Source organism: Paraglaciecola sp. T6c, from assembly GCF_000014225.1.
GTDB lineage: Bacteria > Pseudomonadota > Gammaproteobacteria > Enterobacterales > Alteromonadaceae > Paraglaciecola > Paraglaciecola atlantica_A.
The window spans coordinates 1,236,978-1,262,276 of record NC_008228.1 but is presented as its reverse complement, the minus strand read 5'-3'; the positions used below and the strand labels follow the sequence as shown (position 1 = coordinate 1,262,276).

The 25,299-nt window shown below is 44.0% G+C and carries 20 protein-coding genes; 9 read left to right on the top strand and 11 right to left on the bottom strand.

The window, feature by feature from the left end; translation table 11 throughout:
- Positions 1-22: 22 nt before the first annotated feature.
- The 3 genes from PATL_RS05390 to phoB form a co-directional block, all read right to left on the bottom strand.
- Positions 23-1,624 carry a hypothetical protein gene (locus tag PATL_RS05390; protein ID WP_011573919.1) on the bottom strand — a complete coding sequence of 534 codons (1,602 nt, stop codon included), beginning with the start codon at positions 1,622-1,624 and terminating at the stop codon, positions 23-25.
- Between the two features lie 236 nt (positions 1,625-1,860).
- Positions 1,861-3,171: a phosphate regulon sensor histidine kinase PhoR gene (gene phoR, locus PATL_RS05385; protein WP_011573918.1), complete on the bottom strand. Its 1,311-nt coding sequence runs from the start codon at positions 3,169-3,171 to the stop codon at positions 1,861-1,863.
- Positions 3,172-3,232: 61 nt separating this feature from the next.
- Complete coding sequence (gene phoB, locus PATL_RS05380) at positions 3,233-3,922, bottom strand: phosphate regulon transcriptional regulator PhoB (RefSeq protein WP_006991307.1); 690 nt, start codon at positions 3,920-3,922, stop codon at positions 3,233-3,235.
- 257 nt (positions 3,923-4,179) lie between these two features.
- On the opposite strand from phoB, the gene PATL_RS05375 reads away from it, so the two are divergent.
- Positions 4,180-5,907, top strand: coding sequence for a sensor histidine kinase (locus PATL_RS05375; RefSeq protein ID WP_041713394.1), 1,728 nt, complete (start codon positions 4,180-4,182; stop codon positions 5,905-5,907).
- 99 nt (positions 5,908-6,006) lie between these two features.
- Positions 6,007-6,912: a recombination-associated protein RdgC gene (gene rdgC / locus PATL_RS05370; RefSeq protein WP_006991309.1), complete on the top strand. Its 906-nt coding sequence runs from the start codon at positions 6,007-6,009 to the stop codon at positions 6,910-6,912.
- Positions 6,913-6,987: 75 nt separating this feature from the next.
- Here the strand turns inward: rdgC and PATL_RS05365 are convergent, their stop codons facing one another.
- Positions 6,988-7,824, bottom strand: a complete 837-nt coding sequence (locus PATL_RS05365) for an HDOD domain-containing protein (protein ID WP_011573916.1) — start codon at positions 7,822-7,824, stop codon at positions 6,988-6,990.
- A 265-nt stretch (positions 7,825-8,089) separates the two neighbouring features.
- On the opposite strand from PATL_RS05365, the gene PATL_RS05360 reads away from it, so the two are divergent.
- Together PATL_RS05360 and PATL_RS05355 are read left to right on the top strand one after the other, a co-directional pair.
- The gene (locus PATL_RS05360; RefSeq protein ID WP_011573915.1) at positions 8,090-9,778 is read left to right on the top strand and encodes a dipeptidyl-peptidase 3 family protein; all 1,689 of its coding nucleotides are present in this window, start codon (positions 8,090-8,092) and stop codon (positions 9,776-9,778) included.
- A 40-nt stretch (positions 9,779-9,818) separates the two neighbouring features.
- A complete protein-coding gene (locus PATL_RS05355) occupies positions 9,819-11,819 on the top strand; it encodes a putative bifunctional diguanylate cyclase/phosphodiesterase (protein ID WP_011573914.1) in 2,001 nt (666 codons plus the stop codon).
- A gap of 104 nt (positions 11,820-11,923) precedes the next feature.
- On the opposite strand, the gene PATL_RS05350 is transcribed toward PATL_RS05355, so the two are convergent.
- From PATL_RS05350 to folB, 4 genes are read right to left on the bottom strand one after another with little or no spacing between them, the layout of a single operon-like run.
- Entirely contained in the window at positions 11,924-12,289 is a 366-nt protein-coding gene (locus PATL_RS05350) for a histidine triad nucleotide-binding protein (protein ID WP_011573913.1), read from the bottom strand.
- 24 nt (positions 12,290-12,313) lie between these two features.
- A complete protein-coding gene (locus PATL_RS05345; protein ID WP_011573912.1) occupies positions 12,314-13,114 on the bottom strand; it encodes an undecaprenyl-diphosphate phosphatase in 801 nt (266 codons plus the stop codon).
- Positions 13,111-13,629, bottom strand: coding sequence for a 2-amino-4-hydroxy-6-hydroxymethyldihydropteridine diphosphokinase (gene folK, locus PATL_RS05340; RefSeq protein WP_011573911.1), 519 nt, complete (start codon positions 13,627-13,629; stop codon positions 13,111-13,113). The genes PATL_RS05345 and folK overlap by 4 nt, the downstream gene beginning before the upstream one ends.
- Complete coding sequence (folB, locus tag PATL_RS05335; protein WP_011573910.1) at positions 13,626-13,985, bottom strand: dihydroneopterin aldolase; 360 nt, start codon at positions 13,983-13,985, stop codon at positions 13,626-13,628. The genes folK and folB overlap by 4 nt, the downstream gene beginning before the upstream one ends.
- A 76-nt stretch (positions 13,986-14,061) precedes the next feature.
- Between folB and plsY the strand changes: the two genes are divergently transcribed.
- Positions 14,062-14,664, top strand: coding sequence for a glycerol-3-phosphate 1-O-acyltransferase PlsY (gene plsY, locus PATL_RS05330; protein ID WP_011573909.1), 603 nt, complete (start codon positions 14,062-14,064; stop codon positions 14,662-14,664).
- Positions 14,665-14,743: 79 nt separating this feature from the next.
- Here plsY and tsaD read toward each other — a convergent pair whose 3' ends face one another.
- Positions 14,744-15,757 carry a tRNA (adenosine(37)-N6)-threonylcarbamoyltransferase complex transferase subunit TsaD gene (tsaD, locus tag PATL_RS05325; RefSeq protein WP_011573908.1) on the bottom strand — a complete coding sequence of 338 codons (1,014 nt, stop codon included), beginning with the start codon at positions 15,755-15,757 and terminating at the stop codon, positions 14,744-14,746.
- A 218-nt stretch (positions 15,758-15,975) separates the two neighbouring features.
- Here tsaD and rpsU point away from each other — a divergent pair, with 218 nt between their 5' ends.
- From rpsU to rpoD, 4 genes are all read left to right on the top strand, one after another.
- Positions 15,976-16,191, top strand: coding sequence for a 30S ribosomal protein S21 (rpsU, locus tag PATL_RS05320; protein WP_006991319.1), 216 nt, complete (start codon positions 15,976-15,978; stop codon positions 16,189-16,191).
- An 84-nt stretch (positions 16,192-16,275) separates the two neighbouring features.
- Complete coding sequence (locus tag PATL_RS05315; RefSeq protein ID WP_011573907.1) at positions 16,276-16,719, top strand: GatB/YqeY domain-containing protein; 444 nt, start codon at positions 16,276-16,278, stop codon at positions 16,717-16,719.
- A 154-nt stretch (positions 16,720-16,873) separates the two neighbouring features.
- Positions 16,874-18,640 (top strand): DNA primase, encoded by a 1,767-nt coding sequence (dnaG, locus tag PATL_RS05310; RefSeq protein WP_011573906.1) that lies wholly within the window; start codon positions 16,874-16,876, stop codon positions 18,638-18,640.
- A gap of 145 nt (positions 18,641-18,785) precedes the next feature.
- Entirely contained in the window at positions 18,786-20,627 is a 1,842-nt protein-coding gene (gene rpoD / locus PATL_RS05305; protein ID WP_011573905.1) for an RNA polymerase sigma factor RpoD, read from the top strand.
- A 279-nt stretch (positions 20,628-20,906) separates the two neighbouring features.
- On the opposite strand, the gene PATL_RS05300 is transcribed toward rpoD, so the two are convergent.
- Positions 20,907-24,017: an efflux RND transporter permease subunit gene (locus PATL_RS05300; RefSeq protein WP_011573904.1), complete on the bottom strand. Its 3,111-nt coding sequence runs from the start codon at positions 24,015-24,017 to the stop codon at positions 20,907-20,909.
- A 5-nt stretch (positions 24,018-24,022) separates the two neighbouring features.
- A complete protein-coding gene (locus PATL_RS05295; protein WP_011573903.1) occupies positions 24,023-25,087 on the bottom strand; it encodes an efflux RND transporter periplasmic adaptor subunit in 1,065 nt (354 codons plus the stop codon).
- Positions 25,088-25,299: the final 212 nt, after the last annotated feature.

Sequence of the window (25,299 nt, the reverse complement as noted above, 5' to 3'; positions counted from 1 at the left end):
CTATTTATCTTATGCAAATTGGTTACTCGTCAGCAGCTGCGTTGGTAAACGCATCGTTTGCCCAGTTGTACCAATCAGAAGAAGTGTCAGTGTCAGATACCGCACCTATGTAGTCAGTTGACTCAAAAAATGCATCTAGTGTAGAGGCATCAAATGCTGAAATAGTAATATCTGTGCCAGTCGTTAACGTTGCAAAGCCATTTGCAGCAAGTACGTCAGCATTGCCACCAACGACTTCACTGTCATTCGCTTCGAACCATTCTTGAACCGTAGTTGAATCACTACCAAAGGTAACGGTTTCGTTGCCAGCATTAGCTAATTGAGCACAGGCTGCTACTGAGTTATGGATAGACGCTGAGCCGTTAACAATAACTTCAGCGGCGTCACCACTGTAATTAATACACCAGGTTTGCGTAGCAACTGGCTTAACCAATAATGTGTTGTACCAAGTAGCTGAAATCATATCGTCTAACTTCATGGCGATTGACTCATCGTCATCACGAATAGACAAGCCATCAGTGGTCAATACGGTTACATTAGCAATCACAGGCGCTGACGCAGGCGCTTCAGCTGAAGACGTTCCTTTAACCCCATCAGACTCGAAACCGCCGTTACCCATGTTCACGGTCACGCCATTTGCATTAACCACTGTACCTTGCTTGATAAGAACGTACTGCGCACGCCCCTGCCAACCTGCATCAATGTCTAAGCTGTCATCTTGAGTATCGGTAATAACGATGTGCTTAAGGTCAACGGCACCGCCGAATAATTCAATACCGTCATCGAAGCCTTGGTATATATCGATATAGTCAATTTCAGTCCCTGAACCAACAGCAAACAAGCTGAGCGAGTTCAAATCGTTTCCGGCTTCTTGGCCTGCTGGTAAACCGCCTGCATAATGAATTTTAACGAATTTAAGCGTACCGCTATCGTCAGCGTTGTCGCTACCACCGTAATAACTGGTTACGCCTTCGCTCTCTGCGCTACAGGTATTTGCACCACGCTGAGCATCGGTACATTGGTCAGTAATACCGAAACCGTCGATCATCATGCCGCCCCAATCACCGTACTGAGCACCATTACCGACTGAATCAAGACGTGTAAACGCATTCACTGAAGTAAATGTGATTGGGTCAGCTAGGGTTCCTTCAGCTTCAATATTCGCACCACGATTCACTAATAAGAAAGAAGTAGACTGGTTAAAAGCAACTGTTGCACCTGCTTCTACAGTCAGGGTGGGGCCGTCAGTTTCGATAGTGCACGTTCCGCCGTCGGTATTACAACCTTCACCAACCACCAATGAGCCTAGGAAATAATGCACACCATCATTGCTCAAATCATCAAGCGTCACGTTTGTTGTAAGAGGGTTACTTGCGCTAACGAACGTGGTTGAGTAAGAACAATCTTGGCCGTCATACGTACCTTGAACAGTCTCGCCGCTATCATTCTCGTAAGAGGCACAAACGTTAGTTGTGCTATCGCCACCACCTGTAGTCGGGTTGGTTACGCTATTATCAACGCTATTATCGATGACTGTCGGAGTCACTTTTATATCTCCGCCACAACCAGCAAGTATTAGAGCAGTCGCTACTGCAGACGCGTTGAAAAAATTCTTAAGTTCCATGGTGTTCTCCGATAAACGAGTGATTTTTTAATGTGTTTTAAAATTTGCACGAAGATTACCGAAGCTCGGTGACATTTTTGTTACATATAAAAACTGTCAGAAAAGTTTAATAAAAGTGTCACGAACGAAGTGCTGCGACGAAAGGAATAACGCGGAAATTTATAAAATATGTTTAATTTCAAACATCTAGAGAGAGTCATGGGCAATATACGCTTTTCGCCTAAAAAGCGCAGTGTCTAAGACGTAGACTGTTTCACCGATAACTCGTGAGAAAACGCAAATGAGAACTCACTGCCCTCTCCGACTTTGCTTTTGATACGTAAGCGAGAGTTATGATGATTGAGCACATGTTTAACAATAGATAAACCTAACCCCGAGCCACCTGTTTTACGCGAGCGCGCTTTATCGACTCGATAGAATCGCTCAGTTAGGCGACCTAAGTGTTTGGCCTCAATCCCATAACCGTTGTCAGTGACCAAATACGTTGCTTGGCCATCCACTAACGACCATTGCACGTGAATTTTGCCGCCTTCTTGGGTGTAGTGAATGGCATTAAATAATAAATTGGAAAACGCACTGCGTAATTCAGTTTCGACACCGTAGACTTTCAGACCTTGGTCAACGTCCATTGTGATCGTATGCTGCTTTGCGCCATTGAGGGTATCGGCTTCAATCTTGATCGTATTGAGAATTTGCGGCACATCGACAATGTTTTCCGTAGAGCGCTCACTACTGGCTTCGATTCTAGATAGCACTAATAGCTCCTCGATCAAGCACTGCATGCGCGTGGACTGAGAGCGCATTTCTTCAAACGCTTTTGCCAAAAAGGCCTCTGGGATATTAGTCGCCCCTGGCAGAGTCTCTAAATAACCATTGATCACCGTTAAAGGTGTTCGTAGCTCGTGAGACACATTAGCGACAAAATCTTTGCGCATTTTCTCTATTTGGGTGAGCTTGGTAACGTCCCTAATCAAAAGCAGTAAATGTTCATCGCCGTAAGGCATAATGCGATATTCAAGAATACGCTGATCGTTTACCGGAGACGGCACTTCTATCGGCTTTTCATAATCTTTGTTGTGATAAAACTCGACAAATTGTGGATGGCGCACCAAATTGTAAATTCGACGACCTGCATCGTCAGGCCAGCGTAGCCCTAACTCAATTCTAGCTAATCGGTTACACCAAATAATCGCTGCGTTTGCATCCACCACGACGGCGGCATCAGGCAGCGCTTCGGACCCTTCTCGGAAGCGTTTAACTAATAACCCTAGTTCTTTGCGTTTAGCGCGGTTTCGCCTTTGCAGTGTGTAGATACCGTCGTATATATGCTCCCACACGCCATTGACTCTGGGAGGCGTAATTTTTTTACTCTGCCACAACCAATGGTTTAGTCGATATATATTCCAGTAATGGCTCGCCAAGAGCAGTAACGCACCAATAGCGACTGCTAAGCTTGGCTCTGAGAAATACCAGCCAAGTAAGATAACCACCAAAAAGTAGGCCGCTAAACGGCCTAGGCTTCTAAGCCATGAGAAAGGGTAATACATGGCAGCAACTGTTCTCCTGTGCAGCCGACGAATACGGAAGTTTCAGTATAGACGGGCTAGATTACACTTTTACTGAAAAGCGGTAGCCTGAGCCGCGAACGGTTTGAATCATGCTGTCATGCCCAAAGCGTGATATCGCTTTGCGCAAGCGACGAATGTGTACATCTACAGTACGGTCTTCCACGTATACATTTGTACCCCAAACGTTATCCAGTAATTGCTCACGGCTATAAACCCGCTCGGAGTGCGACATAAAGAAATGCAGTAATTTGAATTCAGTCGGGCCCATATCAAGCGGCTCATCATTGGCGGTCGCACGGTGCGAAACAGGATCGAGTTTTAAACCATTGAATTCAATAAGTTCATCACTAGATGTAGGCGTAACGCGACGAATAACCGCTTTTATTCGGGCAACCAATTCCTTGGGAGAGAATGGTTTTGTCACGTAATCATCAGCACCTGAATCAAGCCCACGCACTTTATCTTCTTCTTCGCCCCGGGCCGTTACCATTATAATGGGAATATCACGGGTAAATTCATGTTGCTTTAAACGCTTCGCGAGTTGTACACCGCTGCCACCTGGCAACATCCAGTCCAACAAAATAAGGTCCGGGTATGGCTCAACGACCTTTTCCAAGGCGACATCAAAATCTTCTGCCTCAATCGTTTCATAGCCAGATTGCTCTAAGACAAATTTTAACATTTCCCTGATCGGCGCTTCATCTTCAACCAGTAATACTCGTTTGGCCATTTTCATTTTCCTGTTCATGACAAAGTCCGCAATTATTCGTTAGGTCTGTGACATTTTTATTAAAGTTACCATAAACAGCGTAATAACCTTGCCTAAAACACTTAAGTAACCCTAAGTTTTTGTCATATTATAGAAATAAAGCAAATATTTTCAGTTACTTGTATTTCATTACAAGGAGATTGCAGTTCGTTACTGTGACTTGTTAATTTAATCCATAGGGCATATTCTTAATTTTCATCTATCTCATGGATTGGCATATGACTAACGAAAAAAGCACATTATCAAAGAAACTTTTGACACGTGTGCTATCGGTGTACTTTATATTGACCCTTATAGTCACCGTGGGACAAATAGTTACCGAGTACGTAAATGCTAAGAGTCATATAGAAGGTGAGCTTCAAACATTAAAAAACACCTTTAGTACCAGTTTGACTAGAGCCATGTGGGAACTAAACATGGCGCAGGCTAAATCGATTGCCACAGGGTTAATGGAATTACCCATAGTAGAAGGTGTACAAATCCGTGACGAAAACGGTCAGTATATTGCTAACTTAGGGCTGACCTCAGAGCAACCCGAATCCCCTATCACTAAAGGTGTGGTAAAAGATCATACGGGCAGCACCTTTGGCTATAGTTTTCCTTTAATTTTTGAGTTTTCAGGACGTACATCATTGGTCGGTGATGTCACCTTGTACTCCAGCGCGCAAATAATTTTTAGCCGTATTGAAGTGGGTATATTCTTTCTTATTGGTAATGCGATTATCAAAACCGCGTTTCTAGTGTTTTTGTTTATGAGCGCTTTTCGCACCATGCTGACGAATCCCTTAAATGAGTTACGCCAGCAAATTTCAGACTTTGATATCAATGACTTAGAGTCTTCAAAATTACATTTAAATGTGCCTGAAAAAAATGAGTTCACGGTTTTAGAGCAAGCCTATAATAGCTTGGTTGACGGCATGGTGGACTTTCAAAAGCGCCTAAATGGGACACAAGCCGAGTTGCGAGAAGCCAACCGAATGCTGGATGACCATAATATATCGCTAGAGCAAGAAGTGGCTAAAAAGACTGCGACATTGAGCAAGATCATGCTCGATTTGGAGCAGCAAAAAGACGAACTGATAGTGAACCAACGAGAGCTTCGCCAAGAAAACGAAAATCGTCAATTTATTGAAGACGAGCTACGCAAAAGAAACAGTGAGTTAGCGTCGTCCATGGATACCCTTCAACTGGCTAAAGATCAGTTAGTCGAATCAGAGCGAATGGCATCACTAGGAGGATTGGTTGCCGGTATAGCCCATGATGTAAATACCCCGTTGGGCGTCGGCGTAACGGCCACCAGCTTCTTGCAAGAGAGATTAAATACGTTGGAGAAAGCCTACCAAGAAAAAACCTTGACTGGCAGCACAATGAACACATTTTTGTCTGATGCTCAACAAACCATTACCTTGCTTACTAACAATTTAAATCGCGCATCAAACTTGATATCGAGCTTTAAACAAGTGGCTGTTGATCAGGCAAGCGAAGCTGAAAGAGAAATCGACTTAAAAGAATATCTCAATGAAATTATTCAATCATTAGCCCCAAGCTTGAAGAAAACCCAACACATCATCAATATAAGTTGCCCTGACGACGTTGTTATTGTTTGTGCTCCGGGTATGTTGGCGCAAATTTTTACCAACATGGTGATGAACTCTGTCATTCATGGCTTTGAAGATATGAGTAAAGGCACTATCGACATTGCAATAACCAAGCAACCTGAAACGCTAACCATTGATTATCGCGACAATGGCAGAGGTTTGCCGAAAGACTCATTAGCTAAGCACTTTGAAGCTTTCTACACTACTCGGCGCGAGAAAGGCGGCAGCGGTTTAGGAACACACATCATGTATAATTTGGTTACCCAAACGTTAAAAGGTGATATTGAAGTATTCAGTGAGCCAGGTGAGGGTTTACGATACGTACTGACTATCCCGCTACATTCTTAACGCTAGATTTGGCAGTTTTGCATAAAGACTGCTAGGCTAGCGACCGTTTTTTATTTATCCCCAATTGTTTTCATTCCCTTATCAACGGACATTACTTTTATGTGGTTCAAAAACCTAAAACTCTATCATTTGACGCAAACTCTCGACTTAACAGAAGAAGACATACAAGACAAACTCGCTGAATTCCCCTTTCGCCCTTGTGGCTCGCAAGAGCTAGCAACTATGGGTTGGACATCGCCAGTTGGCCAAGGCGATATGTTAGTACACAGTGCGGGCGGCAAGTTTTGGTTAACGTTGAAGAAGCAGGAGCGGATCCTGCCAGCGGCAGTCGTGAACGCCGAGTTAGCGGACAAAGTGGCACTAATGGAAGCTGAAACAGGCTCAAATGTAGGTAAAAAAGCGCAGCAGGAAATGAAAGAAGAGATCATTCAGCGCTTACTTCCACAAGCTTTTACTAAAAATAGCTTTAGTCACGGCTTTATCTCTACTCAAGATAACTTAGTCGTAGTTGACGCCAGTGCAGATGGCAAAGCTGAGACTTTCTTGGCCATGTTGCGAAAAGCAATTGGCTCATTGCCGGTTGTGCCCCTAGCAAAACAAAGCGTGCAGGAAGAATTAACGCATTGGTTAACGGACGACTCTGTGCCTAATGATGTGGTGATTTTGGAAGAAGCGGAACTTCGCTCTATGGAAGAAGACGGTGCGATCGTGCGCTGTAAAAACCAAGATCTTGGCAGTGAAGAAATTGCAAATCACTTGAGCGCTGGCAAAACCGTGCAAAAAATTGCTATCGAATGGGATGAAACCTTTAGCGCATTGTTACAAGAAGACATGGCAGTTAAACGCCTTAAATTCACCGATGTCATGACAGAGCAAAATGACGACATTCCTAAAGAAGATAAATTAGCTAAAATGGATGCCGATTTCGCCTTGATGTCTGCTGAAATAGTGCGCTTTTCAAAGCGCTTAGTTGAGATATTTAATCTGCAGCAAGATCAGGAATAAGCCACAGGTTTTAAAAACTAAAAAGCCAGCATGATGCTGGCTTTTCGCTAATACACGTACTTGGGCATTAACGCCTTAAGCGAATACAGCAATGGCGCTATCGTAAAGCTCTTGATACTCATCTGATTGTAAGACTGTCAAGTCTGCCAATATCCCCTTTTGCACCGCTAAATTGAGCAGAGCGTCTTTCTGTGAGTCATATAAGCCTGCCATAACCGCGCCTAAACGAGTGAAATCAAGATAGGAAATCATATCCGTCTGGACTGACATATCGCGCCAGTTTTCAGCAACATTAACAAATTCTTGCTCGAAGCCCCATTCACGCATGATGCTTGCACCAATTCGTCCAGCTAATTTATCGATCGCCACATTTAAAAAGGTAGGATTGGCAAACACTTCCGGGTGACGTTCGGCTTCGGTCAAAATCGGTAGTACACCAATATTGTGGACTAAGGCAGCAAGGGTCATGGTGTCTAAATTAAGGGTGCGATTTTTGGTTTCTTTAACGTGCAGTTGCATAACCGACATCGCGGCCGCAACCACTTTCAGGTTTTGTTGCCACACATTATCCAAGTAGTTTTTCACAATATCGTTTTTAGAGACAAACAGTTGCTCCATGGCTAGCGCAGTCGCAATATTCTTTATCTGACGTAAACCGATACGTGTAACAGCTTGTGAGGTAGACGTTACTTTGACACTTCTACCCATGTAAGAACTGTTGGATATTTTGATCATCCGCGCGGAGAGTGACGGATCTTGGCCAATGACATCAGCCATGGCATTTAGGTTAATATTCGGATCGTCCGCAGCCTTTCTAACTTTCAAAGCAATTGCGGGAAGCGTTGGTAGCACTAATGTATCGTTGTTTATTTTTTCGACCAAGATGGTTAATAACGCATTTTCTGTAGACATTTTCCAACCTATTGTGTGTCACTCATTATTTAGCCAGTTCACTTACTATAGCAACCTAGCACCAATCTGCATCCAAGCGTTTGATATAATTGACTAAGCTAAACATCTTCAGCCAGTATTTTCTCATTCGCAACGTTCAAATAATCCTAACATAGAATATTCATTTAACGATCAGTCTTTAGCAGCATCTCAAAATTGAGCTAATTTACTCGAAGCAGATGGCATGTTAAAAGGTTCTTTTATTTTGCAATTTTAAGGTTTTGTTATGTGGAAAAAGTCCATTGTCAGCGCAGTATGTTTCGCCGTTTTTGCAACCGCTTGTGCACCTTCGTCAAATAAGGCTCCCGTACCGACTCAAGCAGTAAGCGATTCATTATCCGGCCTCACTGTGCTTGCTAATAGTAAAGACCGATTAGACATATATCAATCAGTGCCGTTAACGGCCGACCTCTCCTCCCTATCGGCGAATCAAAAGCAAATGCTAGGCCTGCTTATTGACGCAAGTAAGATAATGGACGATTTATTTTGGCAACAAGCTTATGGCGATAATAAAGAGCAGTTCTTGAGCCGCATTGCCAATGAGAGCGGCCGTCGCTTTGCCGACATTAATTATGGTCCTTGGGATAGATTAAATGGTGACAAGGCGTTTTTAAGCCAGACCAGTGAGAAACCGGTAGGTGCCCAGTTTTATCCTGAAGACATGAGCAAAACTGAGTTTGAAAAAAGTGAATTTGCAGATAAAACAGGGTTGTATTCCATGATTGTTCGTGACCAAGAAGGCTCATTAAAAGCCGTTCCTTACGCCGAATATTTTGCCGAACCATTACAACAAGCAGCGAGTCTGTTAAATGAGGCTGCTGAATTAGCTGACGATCCTGCTTTTGCCAATTACTTACGCTTGCGCGCAGACGCTTTACTTAGTAACGAATATCAGAAATCTGATTTCGCTTGGATGGACATGAAAAGCAATCCAATTGAATTAGTGATTGGCCCCATTGAAACTTACGAAGACCAGTTATTTGGTTATCGAGCAGCGTTTGAAGCCTACGTGCTACTCAAAGATTTAAGTTGGAGCGAACGCCTTAGTAAATACGCGGCTTACTTACCTGAATTACAGACTAATCTGCCCGTAGGCGAAGCCTATAAAAAAGAGATGCCTGGCGCCAATGCTGATCTCAACGCTTACGATGTCATTTATTACGCAGGACACTCAAATGCGGGCAGCAAAACAATTGCTATTAACTTACCGAATGATGAGCAAGTGCAACTAGAAAAAGGCACTCGACGTTTACAGTTAAAAAATGCGATGCGTGCAAAGTTTGAAAATATCTTGTTGCCGATTGCCAATGAGTTAATGGTCCCAGAGCAAAGAAAGCATATTACCTTTGATGCGTTCTTCGCCAATACCATGTTTCATGAAGTGGCTCATGGGTTAGGGGTTAAAAATACAATTAATGGCAACGGAACGGTGCGCCAAGCATTAAAAGAGCACGCCTCAGCGTTAGAGGAAGGTAAGGCGGATATTCTCGGCTTGTACATGGTTAGTCAATTATTGGACAAGGGCGTTATCACTGAGGGAGAAATTGAAGATTACTACACAACCTTTATGGCGGGAATCTTTCGCTCAGTTCGCTTCGGTGCTAGCTCTGCCCACGGCAAAGCAAATATGATCCGCTTTAACTTTTTCCAAGAATATGGCGCTTTTAGTCGAAATGAAGAAGGGTTATACCAGGTCAACATGGCCAAGATGAGTAAAGCCATAGATGCATTATCGCGGTTAATTTTGACCTTACAAGGTGATGGAGATTACGCAGGGGTTAGCCAGTTGGTGGCTGACAAAGGGCTGATTAGGGAAACGTTAGCAACAGATTTAAAACGCCTAACAGATGCAAATATTCCGGTGGATATCACCTTTGAGCAGGGCAAAAATATACTTAAGTTGAAAATGCCATAACTTAATAGCTTGATATTTATACTATAGATCTACTCTTGCTGTGCTAAATTTATCTTTATCCGAGTCGGATGGACGAAACTTTATCACTAGCAATCAATCTCTTTCAAAAAGCACAGAACAAGATGCCGCCGAGCTGCTGTACCAAAACAGCATAGGCGGCATTCTTGTTTCGCTGTTCGCTGCGACCATGCTGGTTTTCGCTTTTGACAATACCAACTTAGTGACATTTAAACACACTTGGTGGTGGGTGATGCTTGCTGTCATTTGTGTTCGATTGCTTGATTCAATTTGGTGGCGTACCAAACAAAAAGGGCAAAAATACGACGGCCACCGCGCAACGCTCAGATTTGTCACCGGCACATTTGCGACAGCTGCAATGTGGTGTATTTATTGTTTAGGCGTCTACGCTACTGCCGACACCGTCGAATTAGCCAGTACCATCATTATTGTGGCCGCCATGGCAGGCGGTGCTGCCAGTGTCTTAGCGGCTCATAAAAAAACGGCAATGGCCTATTCAGTCATATTGCTGGTACCATTTTCAATCGCCCTGCTCCTTTCCGATGATGATTACCGTCAAGTGTTGGGAGTATTGGGATTATCCTTCGGATTGGTGATGAGTATCAGCGCTAAAAAGGCTGCTGACTTTACTACCCAAGCGATTCGATTAAAAAATGAAAATGCCTCATTAGTACAGCACATGGAAACGCAAGTAGAAAAACGTACGCGTAAAATCTACGAGCTTTCTAATCTCGACCCTCTTACTGGTTTATTCAATCGCACTGCTTTTCTCAATCACTTGAAATTAAGCCTTCAGGAGTGTGTAGAACAGCATCAGCCAATGGCACTTCTGTTTATTGATTTAGACGGTTTTAAAAAAATTAATGACACCATAGGCCACGATGCCGGTGATCAGATACTGACTCAAACTGCGTTACGTTTGAAGGAGCATTGCAAAGATCATCAACTATTGTGTCGTTGGGGCGGTGATGAATTTTTAATTGCGTTACCCAACACTCAGCAAGCATCTGCGGTGGCTCAGTCAAAAGCATTGATAGATTATATCTCAGAGGCTTATACCTACGATAATGCGCAACTCTCATTAGGCGCGACCATTGGAATATCCCTCTACCCGCAACATGCAAGCGACGAGTTAAAGCTCATTCAACTTGCTGATATGGCAATGTATTATCAGAAGAAACGCGCTATATCGACCTCTGGGGTATTTTCAAAAGAATTAGGCAGCAAATTAACCCGGGAGCAATTTTTAAAAGATGGTTTGGCGCGCGCCATAGAAAACAAAGAGCTTAGCGTGTCCTTTCAACCCATAATGGCCTCGGATAACAGCGAAATATGTGCGTTTGAAGCATTGCTACGCTGGCAAAAAGAAGATGAGCATATTTCACCCGTTGAGTTTATTCCGATTGCTGAGCAACATGGGTTTATCCGTAAAATAGGCACATGGGTGTTAAATAAAGCCTGCTTTGTCGCCGCATCTTGGCCTAAACCGATTGCCGTAAGTGTTAATGTGTCGGTCAGTCAATTGCAATCTGATGATTTCATCACCATTGTCGAAGAAGCCCTGCTTACTAGTGGCCTTGCGGCTAATTTGCTGCATTTAGAAATAACGGAATCTGTCTTTTCGTTTGACAAAGACATCATGATATCGCGCATTAAGATATTGCAAAGTCGCGGCATTAAGGTCTCAATTGACGACTTTGGCACCGAGTACTCTTCTTTATCAGTCATGCAAGACTTGGCGGTTAATACCGTTAAAATAGACCGTTCATTTGTCAACCGATTAGATTCTAGTGGGCTAGCAATTGTTCAGGCTGTTATCAATATTGCCCATGCATTTGATTATTTGGTTGTTGCTGAGGGTGTGGAAACGAAAGAACAAGCCCTTGCGTTGCAAAAATTAGGCGTGCATTTTTCCCAAGGGTTTTACTTTTCTAAACCCATACCTGAACACAAGGTGCTGCAGTTCATCAAAAAGCCGTGTGCCAAATTAACAGATGACATCGCCATTCTGACAAAGGTATAACGATTTAGGGTATAACAGAGGACGTACCCTGGGTGCATAAAGCAAGCGAAGCATTTCGCTTCGCCTTTAATTATCTTTATGTCACTTTCGTTTTATCGATGCTATTACTCGATTTTTAATTTATCGCTATAAGGCGGCCAGCCAAGAGGCTTACCTGCCAGCACATGTAAATGAATGTGATAGACAGTTTGCCCGCCATATTCATTGCAATTCATCACTGTACGAAAGCCTTGCTCAGCCAAACCGTGCTCTTTCAATATATGAGAAGCAACCCAAGACAAATGCCCGACCACTTCACGATCTTCTTTTTCAATGTCATTGATGGTTGCAATGGCCTTCTTCGGTATCACTAAAAAGTGCATCGGTGCTTGGGGGTTGATATCCCTAAACGCCAAAGACATTTCATCTTCATATAAGATCTCAGCGGGGATTTCTTTATTAATGATTTTAGTAAAAATTGTTTCACTCATACTAATACTCCTTTTTCGTGATGATTACGCGAAAACAAACAACAGCAGAATAACGCCAAGCAACATGCGGTAGATAACAAACGGCAGCATACCAATACGCGAAATCCACGCTAAAAACAGGTAAATACACGCGTAAGCACTGACAAAAGATAAAACCGCTCCCACTATTAAGGCGTTCCAATCTACCGCATCAGGGGCGCTGACTAAGTCTAACGTGGCTAGAAGGCCAGCCCCAAGGATCACCGGTATTGACAGTAAGAACGAAAAACGCGCTGCGCTTTCTCTATCAAGCCCTAGCATTAGGCCAGCGGTCATCGTAATACCGGAGCGTGAAGTACCGGGTATCAAAGCAAGCGCTTGTGCCATACCTACGATGAGGGCACTTTTCCATGTCATGTCATAAATGTGTTTATTCAAGGCCGCTTTTTTATCGGCATACCAAAGCAATAAGCCAAAACCGATTGTGGTACAGGCAATCACCAATGCAGAACGGGCGTACTCTTCAATAAACGCTTTACCTGCAAAACCAAAAATAAGCGCAGGTATCGTAGCAATAATCACCCACCACGCTAGTCTACTGTCATCAGTTTGGTTTTTACTGAAACCAGAGCCAAACCAGGCCACCAACATACGGCCGATATCGCCTCTAAAATAGATCATGACGGCTAATAAACTGCCCACATGAACGGCAACATCAAACGCTAAGCCTTGGTTTTCCCACCCTAACAGCACGGACGGTAAAATAAGATGAGCAGAGCTCGAAATTGGTAAAAACTCGGTAATGCCTTGGATAATAGCAAGGATAATAATTTCGGTGAGAGTCATTGGCGATTAGCGCTCCATGTAAATTTGATAGGCCATAACTGTTGTTGGGATTTATCGTATTGCTGCCATAAGGAAAGGTAGCTTTTATTCGCTAGCGGATGCTCTACTTCAGGTGCAATTTCCGCTAAAGGCTGCAACACAAACGCATTGTAGAGGATCTCAGGGCGTGGAAGTTCCATCGGTGTTTGAATAATGACATCATCGTATGTCAGTAAATCAAGATCTAACGTTCGCGGAGCAAATTTTTTGCTTTCGCGGGTGCGCAGGTTTTCGGTTTCTATTTTCTTTAAGCGCTCTACCACTTCAATGATGGGTAAGTGAGTGTCGGCCTGTACCACTAAGTTGTAAAAGTTATTTCCATCGAATCCAACGGATTTGCTTTCGTAAACCGATGATAAAGTGAGTTCACCAAACGCTGCATACATAGCATCAAGACCAGCACTGATATGCTGCTCTCGATTAATGTTACTGCCAACACTGATGAAAATAGTATGCTGAGGTGCTTGTGCACTCATGTGTCTTTGCGCTCACGAGTAAACTCGACCGCGACATTTTGAGCTGAAGGTAAAATGTCAGGTTTGCTCAATTTCAAGGTCATTTTTTGCACAGGAAATTGGCTGAAGACTTGGTTGATCATGGCTTGAGCTAGCGCTTCAATTAACGCAAATTGACTCTTTGCAGCCACGTCTGTCACAGCTTGTGCTACCTCAGCGTAATTCAGCGTATCGTCAACATCATCGCTATAGGCAGGCTTTTGTAAATCACTAAATAACACTATATCGACCAGCAATCGCTGCGTCGCATCCCGCTCCCAATCGTACACGCCTATTAGAGATTGTACCTCTAAGCCTTCAATGTAAATTTTATCCATGAAAGATCCGCGCTGTTATTGGTTAAATTTTAAGGTAATCTTGGTGAATTGTACCTCGTTTACAGAACATAAGTACATGACGTCACTTAGCATTTTACTCTTTTGTAGCGCTTATTTGTTGGGCTCAATATCCAGCGCAGTCTTGATCTGTCGCGTGTTTATGCTGCCCGATCCGCGTAAAACGGGCTCTAACAACCCAGGAGCGACAAATGTTTTACGCATTGGCGGTCGGCTACCGGCAGCCTTAGTCTTTATTTTCGATGTGCTAAAAGGAACCCTTCCAGTATACGTGGGGTATCTGCTAGGCATGCCTCCAATCACTCTAGGACTAGTCGGCATTGCTGCCTGCTTAGGGCACATCTACCCTTTGTATTTTAATTTCAATGGAGGAAAAGGCGTCGCCACTGCAATTGGCGCGATGCTGCCATTGGGCTGGGAGTTAGTCAGTTTACTATTGGCCTGCTGGCTCGTGATAGTCTTTATCACCGGGTATTCGTCTTTGGCCGCGATTATTTCAGTCAGCGTGGCGCCTTTTATCACATGGTTTGTCAAACCGGCTTACACAGCACCAGTCACCATGTTATGCATACTGATAATTGTGCGCCACAGACAAAACATCATTCGTTTGATGAGTGGCCAGGAAAGTAAGATATGGGATAAAGGGCGAACGAAAGAATAATTCCACAAGGCGAGTGTTATCACCTAACTAAAAATGTACTCAGTAATTCTCAGTCTGTTTAAAGCACCAGCCCTTAACGTTAAATGGCTGGTAATTCATCAAGAGACCAGCGAGGTTGAGCCTTGGTGGCTAAGCCTTCAGTTTCGCCAGCTTTCAATCTTTTGAGCCCTGCATAAGCAATCATAGCGCCGTTGTCGGTGCAAAATTCTAAGCGTGGGTAATACACGGTGCCATGTAGCTTTTTCATCATGGTTTCAAATTCAATGCGCAACTGTTTATTAGCACTTACTCCGCCTGCAATAACCAAACGTTTTAGCCCTGTTTGTTTAAGTGCTCGCTTACACTTAATAGCGAGGGTGTCTACGACTGCTTCTTGAAACGCGTAAGCGATATTGGCTTTGGTCTGCGCTGATTGATCTGAACTACGAATGGTATTGGCTGCGAACGTTTTTAAACCGCTAAAGCTAAAATCCAGTCCTGGACGGTCGGTCATAGGGCGAGGAAACTTGTAATGCCCTGCTTCACCTTGCTCAGCCATTTTAGCTAACAAAGGCCCACCGGGGTAATCTAACCCTAAAAGCTTAGCCGTTTTATCAAACGCCTCACCTGCGGCATCATCCACCGATTCACCTAAAATTTCGTATTGCCCGATACCATCAACGCGAACCATCATCGAGTGACCGCCGGAGACTAACAACGCCACAAACGGAAACTCCGGTGCGGGTTCATCTAACATAGGGGCCAGTAAGTGGCCTTCCATGTGATGCACCCCAACTGCAGGCACATCCCAAGCAAACGCTAAGCTGCGAGCGACAGATGAGCCAACTAACAAGGCGCCTACTAAGCCAGGTCCTTTGGTAAAGGCGATACCGTCAATATCATCCTTTGTGCAATTGGCATCAAGCAATGCTTGCTTTATTAAAGGTACAATTTTGCGCACGTGATCACGAGAAGCCAACTCAGGTACCACACCGCCATAATCGGCATGCAACTTTACTTGGCTATAGAGTTGATGAGATAATAAACCTTGATGTTCATCGTAAACAGCAATGCCTGTTTCATCGCAAGATGTTTCAATACCAATAACGCGCATAGTAGATGTGGTGTTCCGTGTAATGTTAGGCCGCGCATTCTACCTTTCTCATGATGATTTCACCATATTAGAGTGAATAATCCGCGACTAATCTAATATTTCCTATATCGGGTCTTTACATTGTTAGCGTATATGATTAAAATTCCGCACCATTTTTAACCGAGCCGGTTATTTTTTGCGCTGGCAGACAAAGTATTTATTTTTGAGGTGAGATTTTAATGCCAATCGTTAAAGTTAGAGAAAACGAACCATTTGACGTAGCGTTGCGTCGTTTTAAACGTTCATGTGAAAAAGCAGGTGTTCTTTCTGAAGTTCGTCGTCGCGAATTTTTTGAAAAGCCTACTTGGGAACGTAAGCGTAAGAAAGCAGCTGCTAAAAAACGTCTTTTGAAGAAGTTGTCTCGCGAAAACGCACGTCGCATCAGATTGTACTAATTCTCTCCTAGGGTGTTTAACGTATTAAACGCCCTTTGCAGTTTTATCTTAGGTTCATTTTAAGTATTTCTTCGAGTCAATTTCATGTCCTTGTTAGATGATTTAAAAAATGCCCAAAAAGACGCAATGCGTGCCAAAGACAAAGTTCGTCTAGGTACTATTCGTATGGCGTTAGCAGCGGTTAAGCAACGTGAAATCGATGAGCGTATTGAGCTCAACGACAGCGATGTCATTGCTCTGCTTACTAAGATGGTAAAACAGAGAAAAGACGCTGCGAGTCAGTTCGAACAAGCCAATCGTCAAGATTTAGTTGATGTAGAACTTACTGAAATTGATATTTTGCACACTTTTTTGCCTCAGCCTTTGAGCGAAGAAGAAGTCAGCACCTTGATTGACCAAGCAATGGTTGAAACACAGGCAAGCGGAATGCAAGATATGGGTAAAGTAATGGCTTGGTTGAAACCTAAGGTTCAAGGTCGAGCTGACATGGGAAAATTAAGCGGTCAAATAAAAGCCAAGCTAGCTTAGCTAGACCTCTTGAGTTCGCCTTAATCAATATTAAGGCACCCAAATATCTATTGAAATCAAGCCGCATTTATTTGCGGCTTGTTTGTTTATGCAGACCAAGTATAGTGCTTTTTTGCATCCCTCATGCTTTGCCCGAATAAATTGAGAAGTTGACATGAACGGCCGTATACCTCGTGAATTTATTGATGATTTAATCGCTCGCACCGATATTGTTGAGGTGGTAGACAATCGCGTTAAGCTCAAAAAAGCAGGTAGAAACTATCAAGCATGCTGCCCTTTTCATAATGAAAAAAGCCCCTCATTTACAGTAAGTCAAGATAAACAGTTTTATCACTGCTTCGGTTGCGGTGCCCATGGCAATGTTATTTCTTTTTTGATGGAATATGACCGACTTGAATTCCCAGAAGCCATTGAAGAACTAGCGCAATATCACAGTGTTGATGTACCTAGAGAAAAAAGCTCAACCCCCGCTCCTACTGCTGAACAAAAACAGCAAAAGGCAGATGATTATGAGCTTATGGAAACCATATCCCGTTATTTTTCTCAGCAACTTAAAGTGCATAGCGATAAAGACAAGGCTATCGACTATTTAAAAAAGCGCGGCCTAAGTGGTGAAGTCGTTAAGGCCTTTGGTATAGGGTATGCCCCAACCGAGTGGGATGCGGTGCTCAGTACCTTCGGCCGTACGCCAGAGGCCCAACAGCAACTGCTTGATTTAAAGCTGATTACTGAGAATGATAATCGCCGCAGATTTGATTTCTTTCGCGAACGTATCATGTTCCCTATTCGCGATAAGCGTGGCCGCATAGTTGGTTTTGGTGGTCGAGTGTTAGGTGATGGTACGCCTAAATACCTTAACTCTCCTGAGACGCGCATATTCCATAAAGGCAACGAACTTTATGGTTTCTATCAAGCGAAACAAGCACATCGCAACTTGCCGCGAGTCATGATTGTTGAAGGTTATATGGATGTGGTGGCCCTCGCCCAATTTGATATTAAGTACGCGGTCGCATCTTTAGGCACAGCCACTACCCCTGAACACATACAAATGCTATTTCGCACTACCAGCGAGGTAGTTTGTTGCTATGACGGCGATCGAGCTGGGCGAGAAGCAGCTTGGCGTGCATTAGAAAATGCCTTGGCATATCTAAAAGACGGCGTTGAAATGAAATTCCTGTTTTTACCCGATGGGGAAGACCCAGATACTTTGGTGCGCCAAATTGGCAAAGAAGCATTCGAGCAAAAACTGGTGAGCGACTCTGTACCTCTGTCTAAATTTTTCTTTGATAATTTACTACAGCGTCACCATATAGGTAGTGCAGAAGGTAAAGCGGCGTTAAAAGCAGAAGCCATGCCGCTAATCGAGCAAATATTAGGGGATAATCAACGGGCTATTTTAACCTCTGAGCTCAGTACGCACATGGGTGATAGAAATCGCCACCGCCTAGAGCAAGACGTAGCCAAAGCGAATCAGCATAAAGCAGGCGCAAAACTGGACTTTACCGCTTTAAATAAAGCCAAGATTTCCCCTATAAGGATGATGATCCGCTTATTACTTGACCAGCCAGGGATTGCTATCGAGTGTCAACATGCTAATCCCGCAGCACTGGGCGATATGCAAGTGCCAGGCCTGGACTTTTTAAACGAACTGTTTCAGTTCTGTTTAGGTAAACCCTCTGCCAATACCGCCCAAGTATTGGAGCATTTTAGGGATCATCCTCAGAGTAAGAATCTCGCTAAATTGCTCGGCTGGGAATACGCTGAAGAAAACCAAGCATTGGTATTTAAAGATAGTTTTGCCAAGTTACTGGATTGGCATTTTAAAAGTAGGATGGACGAGCTCATGTCAAAAGCGCGCTTAGGAAATCTCAGTGTAGATGAAAAACAAGAGCTGAACCTACTTGTAAAAGAACAAAAATGACCCAACATCTAGCCCAAGGGTAGTCGAGTCTGCTATACTGGCTAATTCGCTACAGCCTCGAGCCCAAGCAAAGTATTTAGCATTTTGAGCCGATCAATTGGTCCTCAGGGTGCAATTTTAACCCAAATCGAGAAGTGTAAGGTATATGGTGCAAAGCAAGCAGTCGCAGATAAAACTCCTCATTGCAAAAGGTAAAGAACAAGGCTACTTGACCTTTGCCGAAGTAAATGATCACCTGCCTCAAGACATAGTTGACTCGGATCAAATCGAAGACATTATCCGCATGATCAACGACATGGGGATCAAAGTGTTTGAAAACGCTCCTGATTCCGATGAACTATTGATGCAAGAAACCACGACAGATGAAGAAGTCGCGGAAGCCGCCGCCCAAGCCCTAGCTACGGTAGAAAGCGAGATTGGTAGAACAACAGACCCTGTGCGTATGTACATGCGTGAGATGGGTACGGTTGAGCTGTTAACTCGTGAAGGCGAAATTGTTATCGCCAAGCGCATCGAAGAAGGTATCAATCAGGTTCAATGTTCTGTTGCAGAATACCCTGAGGCAATCACCTACTTGCTTGATCAGTGGGACATGTTCGAAGCGGAAGAAATTCGCTTAAGTGACATCATTGTTGGTTTCGTTGATCCTAACGAAGCAGACAATATTGCCCCTACCGCTACCCACATTGGTTCTGAGTTATCTGAAGAAGAGTTGGAAGACGAAGATGATGATGGCGACGATAGCGATGATGAAGACGAAGAAGAAGAAGATACAGGCCCAGATCCAGAAGAGGCCCGTGAGAAGTTCTCTGAATTACGTGTTCAATACGAAAAAACGCGCGATGTAATTGCATCTGAAGGCCGTTCTCACGCGAAGTCACGCAAAGAAATTGATGAATTAAGCGAGATTTTCAAAGAGTTCCGCTTAGTGCCCAAGCAGTTTGACCGTATGGTTAAAAACATGCGCAGCATGATGGATCGTATCCGTGTGCAAGAACGCATCGTGATGAAACACTGTGTTGCTGCGGCAAAAATGCCTAAGAAAGACTTCATCAAAGCGTTCTCTGGAAACGAAACCAGTACTGATTGGTTATTCGAAATTCTTGCTTCTGACGCGCCTTATGTTGAAGAGCTTAAAGTACATCAAGAAGAACTAGAGCGTAGCATCGGTAAAATGAATGCCGTTGAAGACGAAACCGGCTTGATCATTGCCGACATAAAAGACATTAACCGTCGTATGTCAATTGGTGAAGCGAAAGCGCGCCGTGCGAAGAAAGAAATGGTGGAAGCTAACTTACGATTGGTTATCTCAATTGCGAAGAAGTACACCAACCGTGGTTTACAATTCTTGGATCTGATTCAAGAAGGTAATATCGGTTTGATGAAAGCTGTTGATAAATTCGAATACCGTCGTGGTTACAAGTTCTCGACTTATGCTACGTGGTGGATCCGCCAAGCAATCACACGTTCGATTGCAGATCAGGCACGGACTATTCGTATTCCTGTGCACATGATTGAAACAATCAATAAATTGAACCGTATTTCTCGTCAAATGTTACAAGAGATGGGCCGCGAACCAACGCCAGAAGAATTGTCAGAGCGCATGTTAATGCCTGAAGACAAAATCCGTAAGGTGTTGAAAATTGCTAAAGAGCCCATTTCAATGGAAACCCCTATTGGCGATGATGAAGATTCACATTTAGGTGATTTCATTGAAGATAGCACCATTGTGCAGCCTCTTGACTCTGCCACTGGCGGTAGCTTGAAGAACGCCACTCAAGAAGTATTAGCAGGCCTAACCGCCCGTGAAGCGAAAGTATTGAGAATGCGTTTTGGTATCGACATGAACACGGACCACACGCTTGAAGAAGTCGGCAAGCAGTTTGACGTTACTCGTGAGCGTATTCGTCAAATCGAAGCGAAGGCACTGCGTAAACTACGTCATCCAAGTCGCTCTGAGCAGCTACGCAGCTTCTTAGACGAATAATGATCACGCATAAGCAATGCGCTTGTGTCTTGTATTAGCAAGTACAAAAAACCGGATTCAATATCCGGTTTTTTTTCGCTTATTTTTTGTCGCCTGCAATATGGTAAGTATCAAGACATACAGCTTTAACGTTCATCAACGACTCCATTACAAATCATAAGTAGGATTGAGCCACATCGCAGGGTACATAGATCGCGCCGGACACAAAAAAGCGGCATAAGTTAAAACACTTAGCCGCTTTAGGTATGCTCAGTTTTTTAGCTGAATTTTAGCAATTCGTTAAAAATCATCACCCTTAACGTAAGGAATTTCATCTTCGAGTTTTTCTAGCTTATGAGTGATAGCCAGCGGCGAGCCAGTGTTACGTGCCAACCAATAGTAGGCAGTGGGAACCACAAACAAGGTCAGTAGCGTTGATACAAGCACCCCAGCGAATATCACCATGCCGATAACGGTTCTGCTTTCGGAGCCTGCACCACTTGCAAACACCAGTGGCAATGAGCTAAAGATAGTAGTGAAACTGGTCATCACGATAGGTCTAAGGCGCAGCATGGCGGCGCGTTTAAGGGCTGATTCAAACTCAGCACCAGCATCACGTAGTTGATTGGCAAATTCTACAATCAGAATGCCGTTTTTGGCCGCAAGTCCAATCAACATCACTAAGCCAATTTGGCTGTATATATTCAGCGTCATTCCCGCAAAATATAGTCCGATAAAGGCCCCTACTAACGCCAATGGCACAGTGAGCATGATAACTAACGGATGCACCCAACTTTCAAACTGAGCCGCAAGGATCAGATACACGATGACCAAAGCCATTAGAAAGATAAAAATAATGGAGTTACCCGACTCCTGATAGAGTTGAGACTCTCCCTTGTAATCTACCGACACACCTTCCGGTAATTCGGTATCAACAATATTATTTAGGTAAGCCAGTGCTTCGCCCACCGTGTAACCGTCAGCCAAGTTTGCACTGATGGTGATACTGCGCATCCGATTGTAGCGATTCAAGCGCGAAGACGTGGCTCGCTCTTCCACTTTCAATAGGTTATCCATTGGGATCAATTCGCCTGTCCTAAATGAGCGCACGTACAAGTTATCAATACTCTGTGGGCTGCGATAGTCCTCACGGCGGCCTTCTAAAATCACATCGTATTCTTGGCCACGATCTAGGAAAGTCGACACACGGCGCTGGCCTAACATTGTTTCCAACGTGGTGCCAATATCGCTCACCGATACCCCTAAATCTGCTGCACGCTCGGTATCGATATTAATCAAGAGTTGCGGCAACGTTTCTTTGTAATCTGAGTCCAACCGCAGCAAGTTAGGGTTTTGGCGGGCAATTGACAGAAGCTTATCCCGCCACTCAACCAGCTCTTCATAAGTATTCCCCTGAAGAACAAATTGTACTGGACGCCCGACGCCTCGCCCGCCCAAACTTGAGCGCATGATTGCGAACGCTCGCACATCAGGGATAACGGATAACTTTTGACTGATTTCATCCATTAAATCAAACGTTGAGCGTTTTTTCTCATCCCCTATTGGGGTGCCTACAATGGCAATGCCTGCACTACTGCCAAAGCCCGGTAATCGAACGAGAACCCGTGTTGCTTCTCCGCTGTCTAAATACGGCAGAATGATCTCTTCTACCTTTTTCATGCTTCTACTGTTTTCTTTAAAGCTTGCGCCCTCTGCCGCTTGGATCTGTATAAAGAAATTGCCTCTGTCTTCTTTTGGTACAAATTCACTAGGTAATATTTCCACCAATCGTAATAAACCAACAACACTCACCAGAATAAGCAACGCCATCAAAATAGGTTGATGAATGGTTTTGCCAAGCACCCTGAAGTAGCTGCCTTCAAACTTGGTGAACGACCTGTTCATCCACGCATTTAACCCTTTAGAACTTTTAGTTTTTGTTAATAGTTTAGAGCTCAACATAGGTATCAGCGTTAATGCAGTGACACTTGAAAATGCCACTGCTGCCGCTATTGCCAAAGCGAACTCGGTAAATAGCCGACCTATATTTCCTTGTAAAAACACTAAGGGTACAAACACCGCGATCAACACTAGTGTTGTTGCTATAACAGCAAACCCGACCTCACGCGCTCCACGATAGGCAGCTAATAACGGCGGCTCACCTAACTCTATACGACGTGAGATATTCTCAAGTACCACAATGGCGTCATCCACCACCAACCCGATAGCTAACACTAATGCGAGAAGCGTTAATAAGTTGATAGAAAAGCCCAAGGCGTACATCACAGTGAACGCGGCGACTAACGACACAGGTACGGTCACCGCAGGGATGATCGTCGCACGGATATTGCCAAGGAAAATATAAATGACTAACACCACCATCAACATCGCAATGGCTAGTGTTTCATATACTTCGTTTATTGAGGCTTCAATAAACACTGAGGAGTCATAACTAGGTACAATAAAAATATTATCCGGCAAGGTCTGCTGAATTTCATCTATCGCTTCTTTTGCCGCTCTTGCTACTTCTAATGTATTGGCTTTCGATTGCTTAGTAATACCTAAGCCAATCATGTTCACGCCATTACCTCGAAACTCTGTTTCGTCGTCTTCTGCGCCTAGCTCAACCGTAGCCACTTCCCCTAAACGGATAAGATATCCGTCAGCGCCAGCTTTAACAGGAAGTTTTGAGAAATCATCCGGGCTTAAATAACTACGCGCAACACGCACATCAAAATCTCGTTGATCTGACTGCACTTCTCCCGCGGGGAGCTCCACATTTTCAGCCTGAATAACCTGCTCTATGTCTGCAACGGTAATACCTCTAGCCGCCATAGCATTACGATTAAGCCAAACTTTCATGGCATAACTGCGACCGCCTCCTAACCGCACATTCGCCACCCCCTCGGCTACAGATAATCGGTCTACCAAGTAGCGGTCGGCGTAATCGGTCAGCTCCATAACACTCATGTTGTCACTGCGCAGGTTATACCAAACGATGACGTCATCATCTGAGGTTGATTTTGATACCTCAGGGGGATCTGCCTGATCAGGCAAGTTATTCAGCGCCCGGCTTACCCGCTCACGCACATCGTTTGAAGCGGCGTCAATGTCTCTGGAAAGGTTAAATTCTACATCGATTGAGGACCGTCCATTTCTGCTGGTCGACTCAATATTTTTAATCCCTTCTATACCACTGATACGGTCTTCTAATAATTGGGTGATCCGGCTTTCGATGATGGCTGCTGATGCGCCGGTATAGGTTGTGTTAATTGATACAATGGGAGGGTCAACATCTGGGTATTCCCGCAATGACAGAAACGTCACAGCAACAATCCCGAATACCACTAAAAGTAAATTGACGACCGAAGCGAATACTGGGCGTTTGATGGAGATATCAGATAACAACATTACATTTACCCTTGAGATGTGTGCATAGATAGCACATTAACATCCGAGCCTTCGCGCAGACGAAGTGCACCTTGAATCACAACTTGCTCGCCTTCCTTCAAACCAGACGTTATCTGTGCAATACCCGGTTTTCGCAAGCCGACTTTCACTTCCTTACGAGTCACTTTGTTGTCTTCAATAACAAACACGAATTGCTTATCTTCAATGGGGACTAGAGCGCCTTCCGGTATTGTCAGCGTCTCGAGAATTTCTTTTTCAAGATGAATTTGCAATAACATGCCTGGGCGAAGTTTTAACTCTTTGTTATCGATAATAGCGCGAATTTGAATAGCGCGAGTGACAGGGTCCACACGGGACGCAATACTGGAGATCTCACCTTCAAATGTTTCTCCTGGGTATGCCACCGATGTAGCCGACACCTGCTGACCTTTACGTACGCTGGGTAAATGCGACTCAGCGATAGTGAAGTCCATTTTGATGACATGTAAATCATCTAATGTTGCAATTAAATCCCCAGGCATCACCAAGGCCCCTAAACTGACTTGACGTACGCCTAGCAATCCGCCAAATGGAGCACGCAACTCTAGTTCTTCTAACTGTGCCTTAGCGACTTCTAATTGTGCTTTGAGGGCTTTTACGTTGGCTTCTTGTTCATCTAATAACTGGGCAGAAGCAACACTTTTTTGTGCTAAGTTGTCGATACGCTTTAACTGGCGTTTCGCTTCTTGTAAATTAATGTCGAGTTCATTTAATCGTGCTCGTTCTTCACGGTCGCTCAACTTAATCAGTAGCTGGCCTTTCTTAACCAAATCCCCATCGTCAAATTCTATACTTTGCACAATGTCTGACTTTTGCGCCGTCAACATAACAGATTCGTTCGCATTCGCGGTACCTAGCGCTTCCACCGTCACAGGAAACTTTTCTTTCACCATAGTATAAGCAGTCACAGGAGTCGCACTCGGCTTCTGCCGTTGCTCCTCTACTTCAGTGGGCAAATACAAATAAATAAGCAAACCACTCGCCAAAATCAGCGCGATTAGAATGGGTGAAAATGAAATTCCTTTGGACATGGAGAAACCTTTTTATACGTTAAATTTTGAGTGTATGCTTTCTACGACTAAAGCCGTAATTTGGCTCGATAGTACGTTAAATTACTGCACTTACTTAGTAACATTTACGCTTTCTTACACTTTTTTACTACGCAAGTTATTGAACTGAAAAGTATGGTATTTCACCGCATTAGAGTTTGTGATAACGCACCAAAAATACGCAAAACATGCCC

Coding starts and splice junctions, on each gene's coding strand:
- PATL_RS05345 (WP_011573912.1), bottom strand. CDS start 13,114: ATGACTCTCACCGAAATTATTATCCTTGCTATTATCCAAGGCATTACC.
- PATL_RS05315 (WP_011573907.1), top strand. CDS start 16,276: ATGTCCTTGTTAGATGATTTAAAAAATGCCCAAAAAGACGCAATGCGT.
- phoB (WP_006991307.1), bottom strand. CDS start 3,922: ATGGCCAAACGAGTATTACTGGTTGAAGATGAAGCGCCGATCAGGGAA.
- PATL_RS05360 (WP_011573915.1), top strand. CDS start 8,090: ATGTGGAAAAAGTCCATTGTCAGCGCAGTATGTTTCGCCGTTTTTGCA.
- folB (WP_011573910.1), bottom strand. CDS start 13,985: ATGGATAAAATTTACATTGAAGGCTTAGAGGTACAATCTCTAATAGGC.
- PATL_RS05300 (WP_011573904.1), bottom strand. CDS start 24,017: ATGTTGTTATCTGATATCTCCATCAAACGCCCAGTATTCGCTTCGGTC.
- dnaG (WP_011573906.1), top strand. CDS start 16,874: ATGAACGGCCGTATACCTCGTGAATTTATTGATGATTTAATCGCTCGC.
- rpoD (WP_011573905.1), top strand. CDS start 18,786: ATGGTGCAAAGCAAGCAGTCGCAGATAAAACTCCTCATTGCAAAAGGT.
- tsaD (WP_011573908.1), bottom strand. CDS start 15,757: ATGCGCGTTATTGGTATTGAAACATCTTGCGATGAAACAGGCATTGCT.
- rpsU (WP_006991319.1), top strand. CDS start 15,976: ATGCCAATCGTTAAAGTTAGAGAAAACGAACCATTTGACGTAGCGTTG.
- PATL_RS05375 (WP_041713394.1), top strand. CDS start 4,180: ATGACTAACGAAAAAAGCACATTATCAAAGAAACTTTTGACACGTGTG.
- PATL_RS05295 (WP_011573903.1), bottom strand. CDS start 25,087: ATGTCCAAAGGAATTTCATTTTCACCCATTCTAATCGCGCTGATTTTG.
- PATL_RS05350 (WP_011573913.1), bottom strand. CDS start 12,289: ATGAGTGAAACAATTTTTACTAAAATCATTAATAAAGAAATCCCCGCT.
- rdgC (WP_006991309.1), top strand. CDS start 6,007: ATGTGGTTCAAAAACCTAAAACTCTATCATTTGACGCAAACTCTCGAC.
- folK (WP_011573911.1), bottom strand. CDS start 13,629: ATGAGTGCACAAGCACCTCAGCATACTATTTTCATCAGTGTTGGCAGT.
- phoR (WP_011573918.1), bottom strand. CDS start 3,171: ATGTATTACCCTTTCTCATGGCTTAGAAGCCTAGGCCGTTTAGCGGCC.
- PATL_RS05390 (WP_011573919.1), bottom strand. CDS start 1,624: ATGGAACTTAAGAATTTTTTCAACGCGTCTGCAGTAGCGACTGCTCTA.
- PATL_RS05365 (WP_011573916.1), bottom strand. CDS start 7,824: ATGTCTACAGAAAATGCGTTATTAACCATCTTGGTCGAAAAAATAAAC.
- plsY (WP_011573909.1), top strand. CDS start 14,062: ATGACGTCACTTAGCATTTTACTCTTTTGTAGCGCTTATTTGTTGGGC.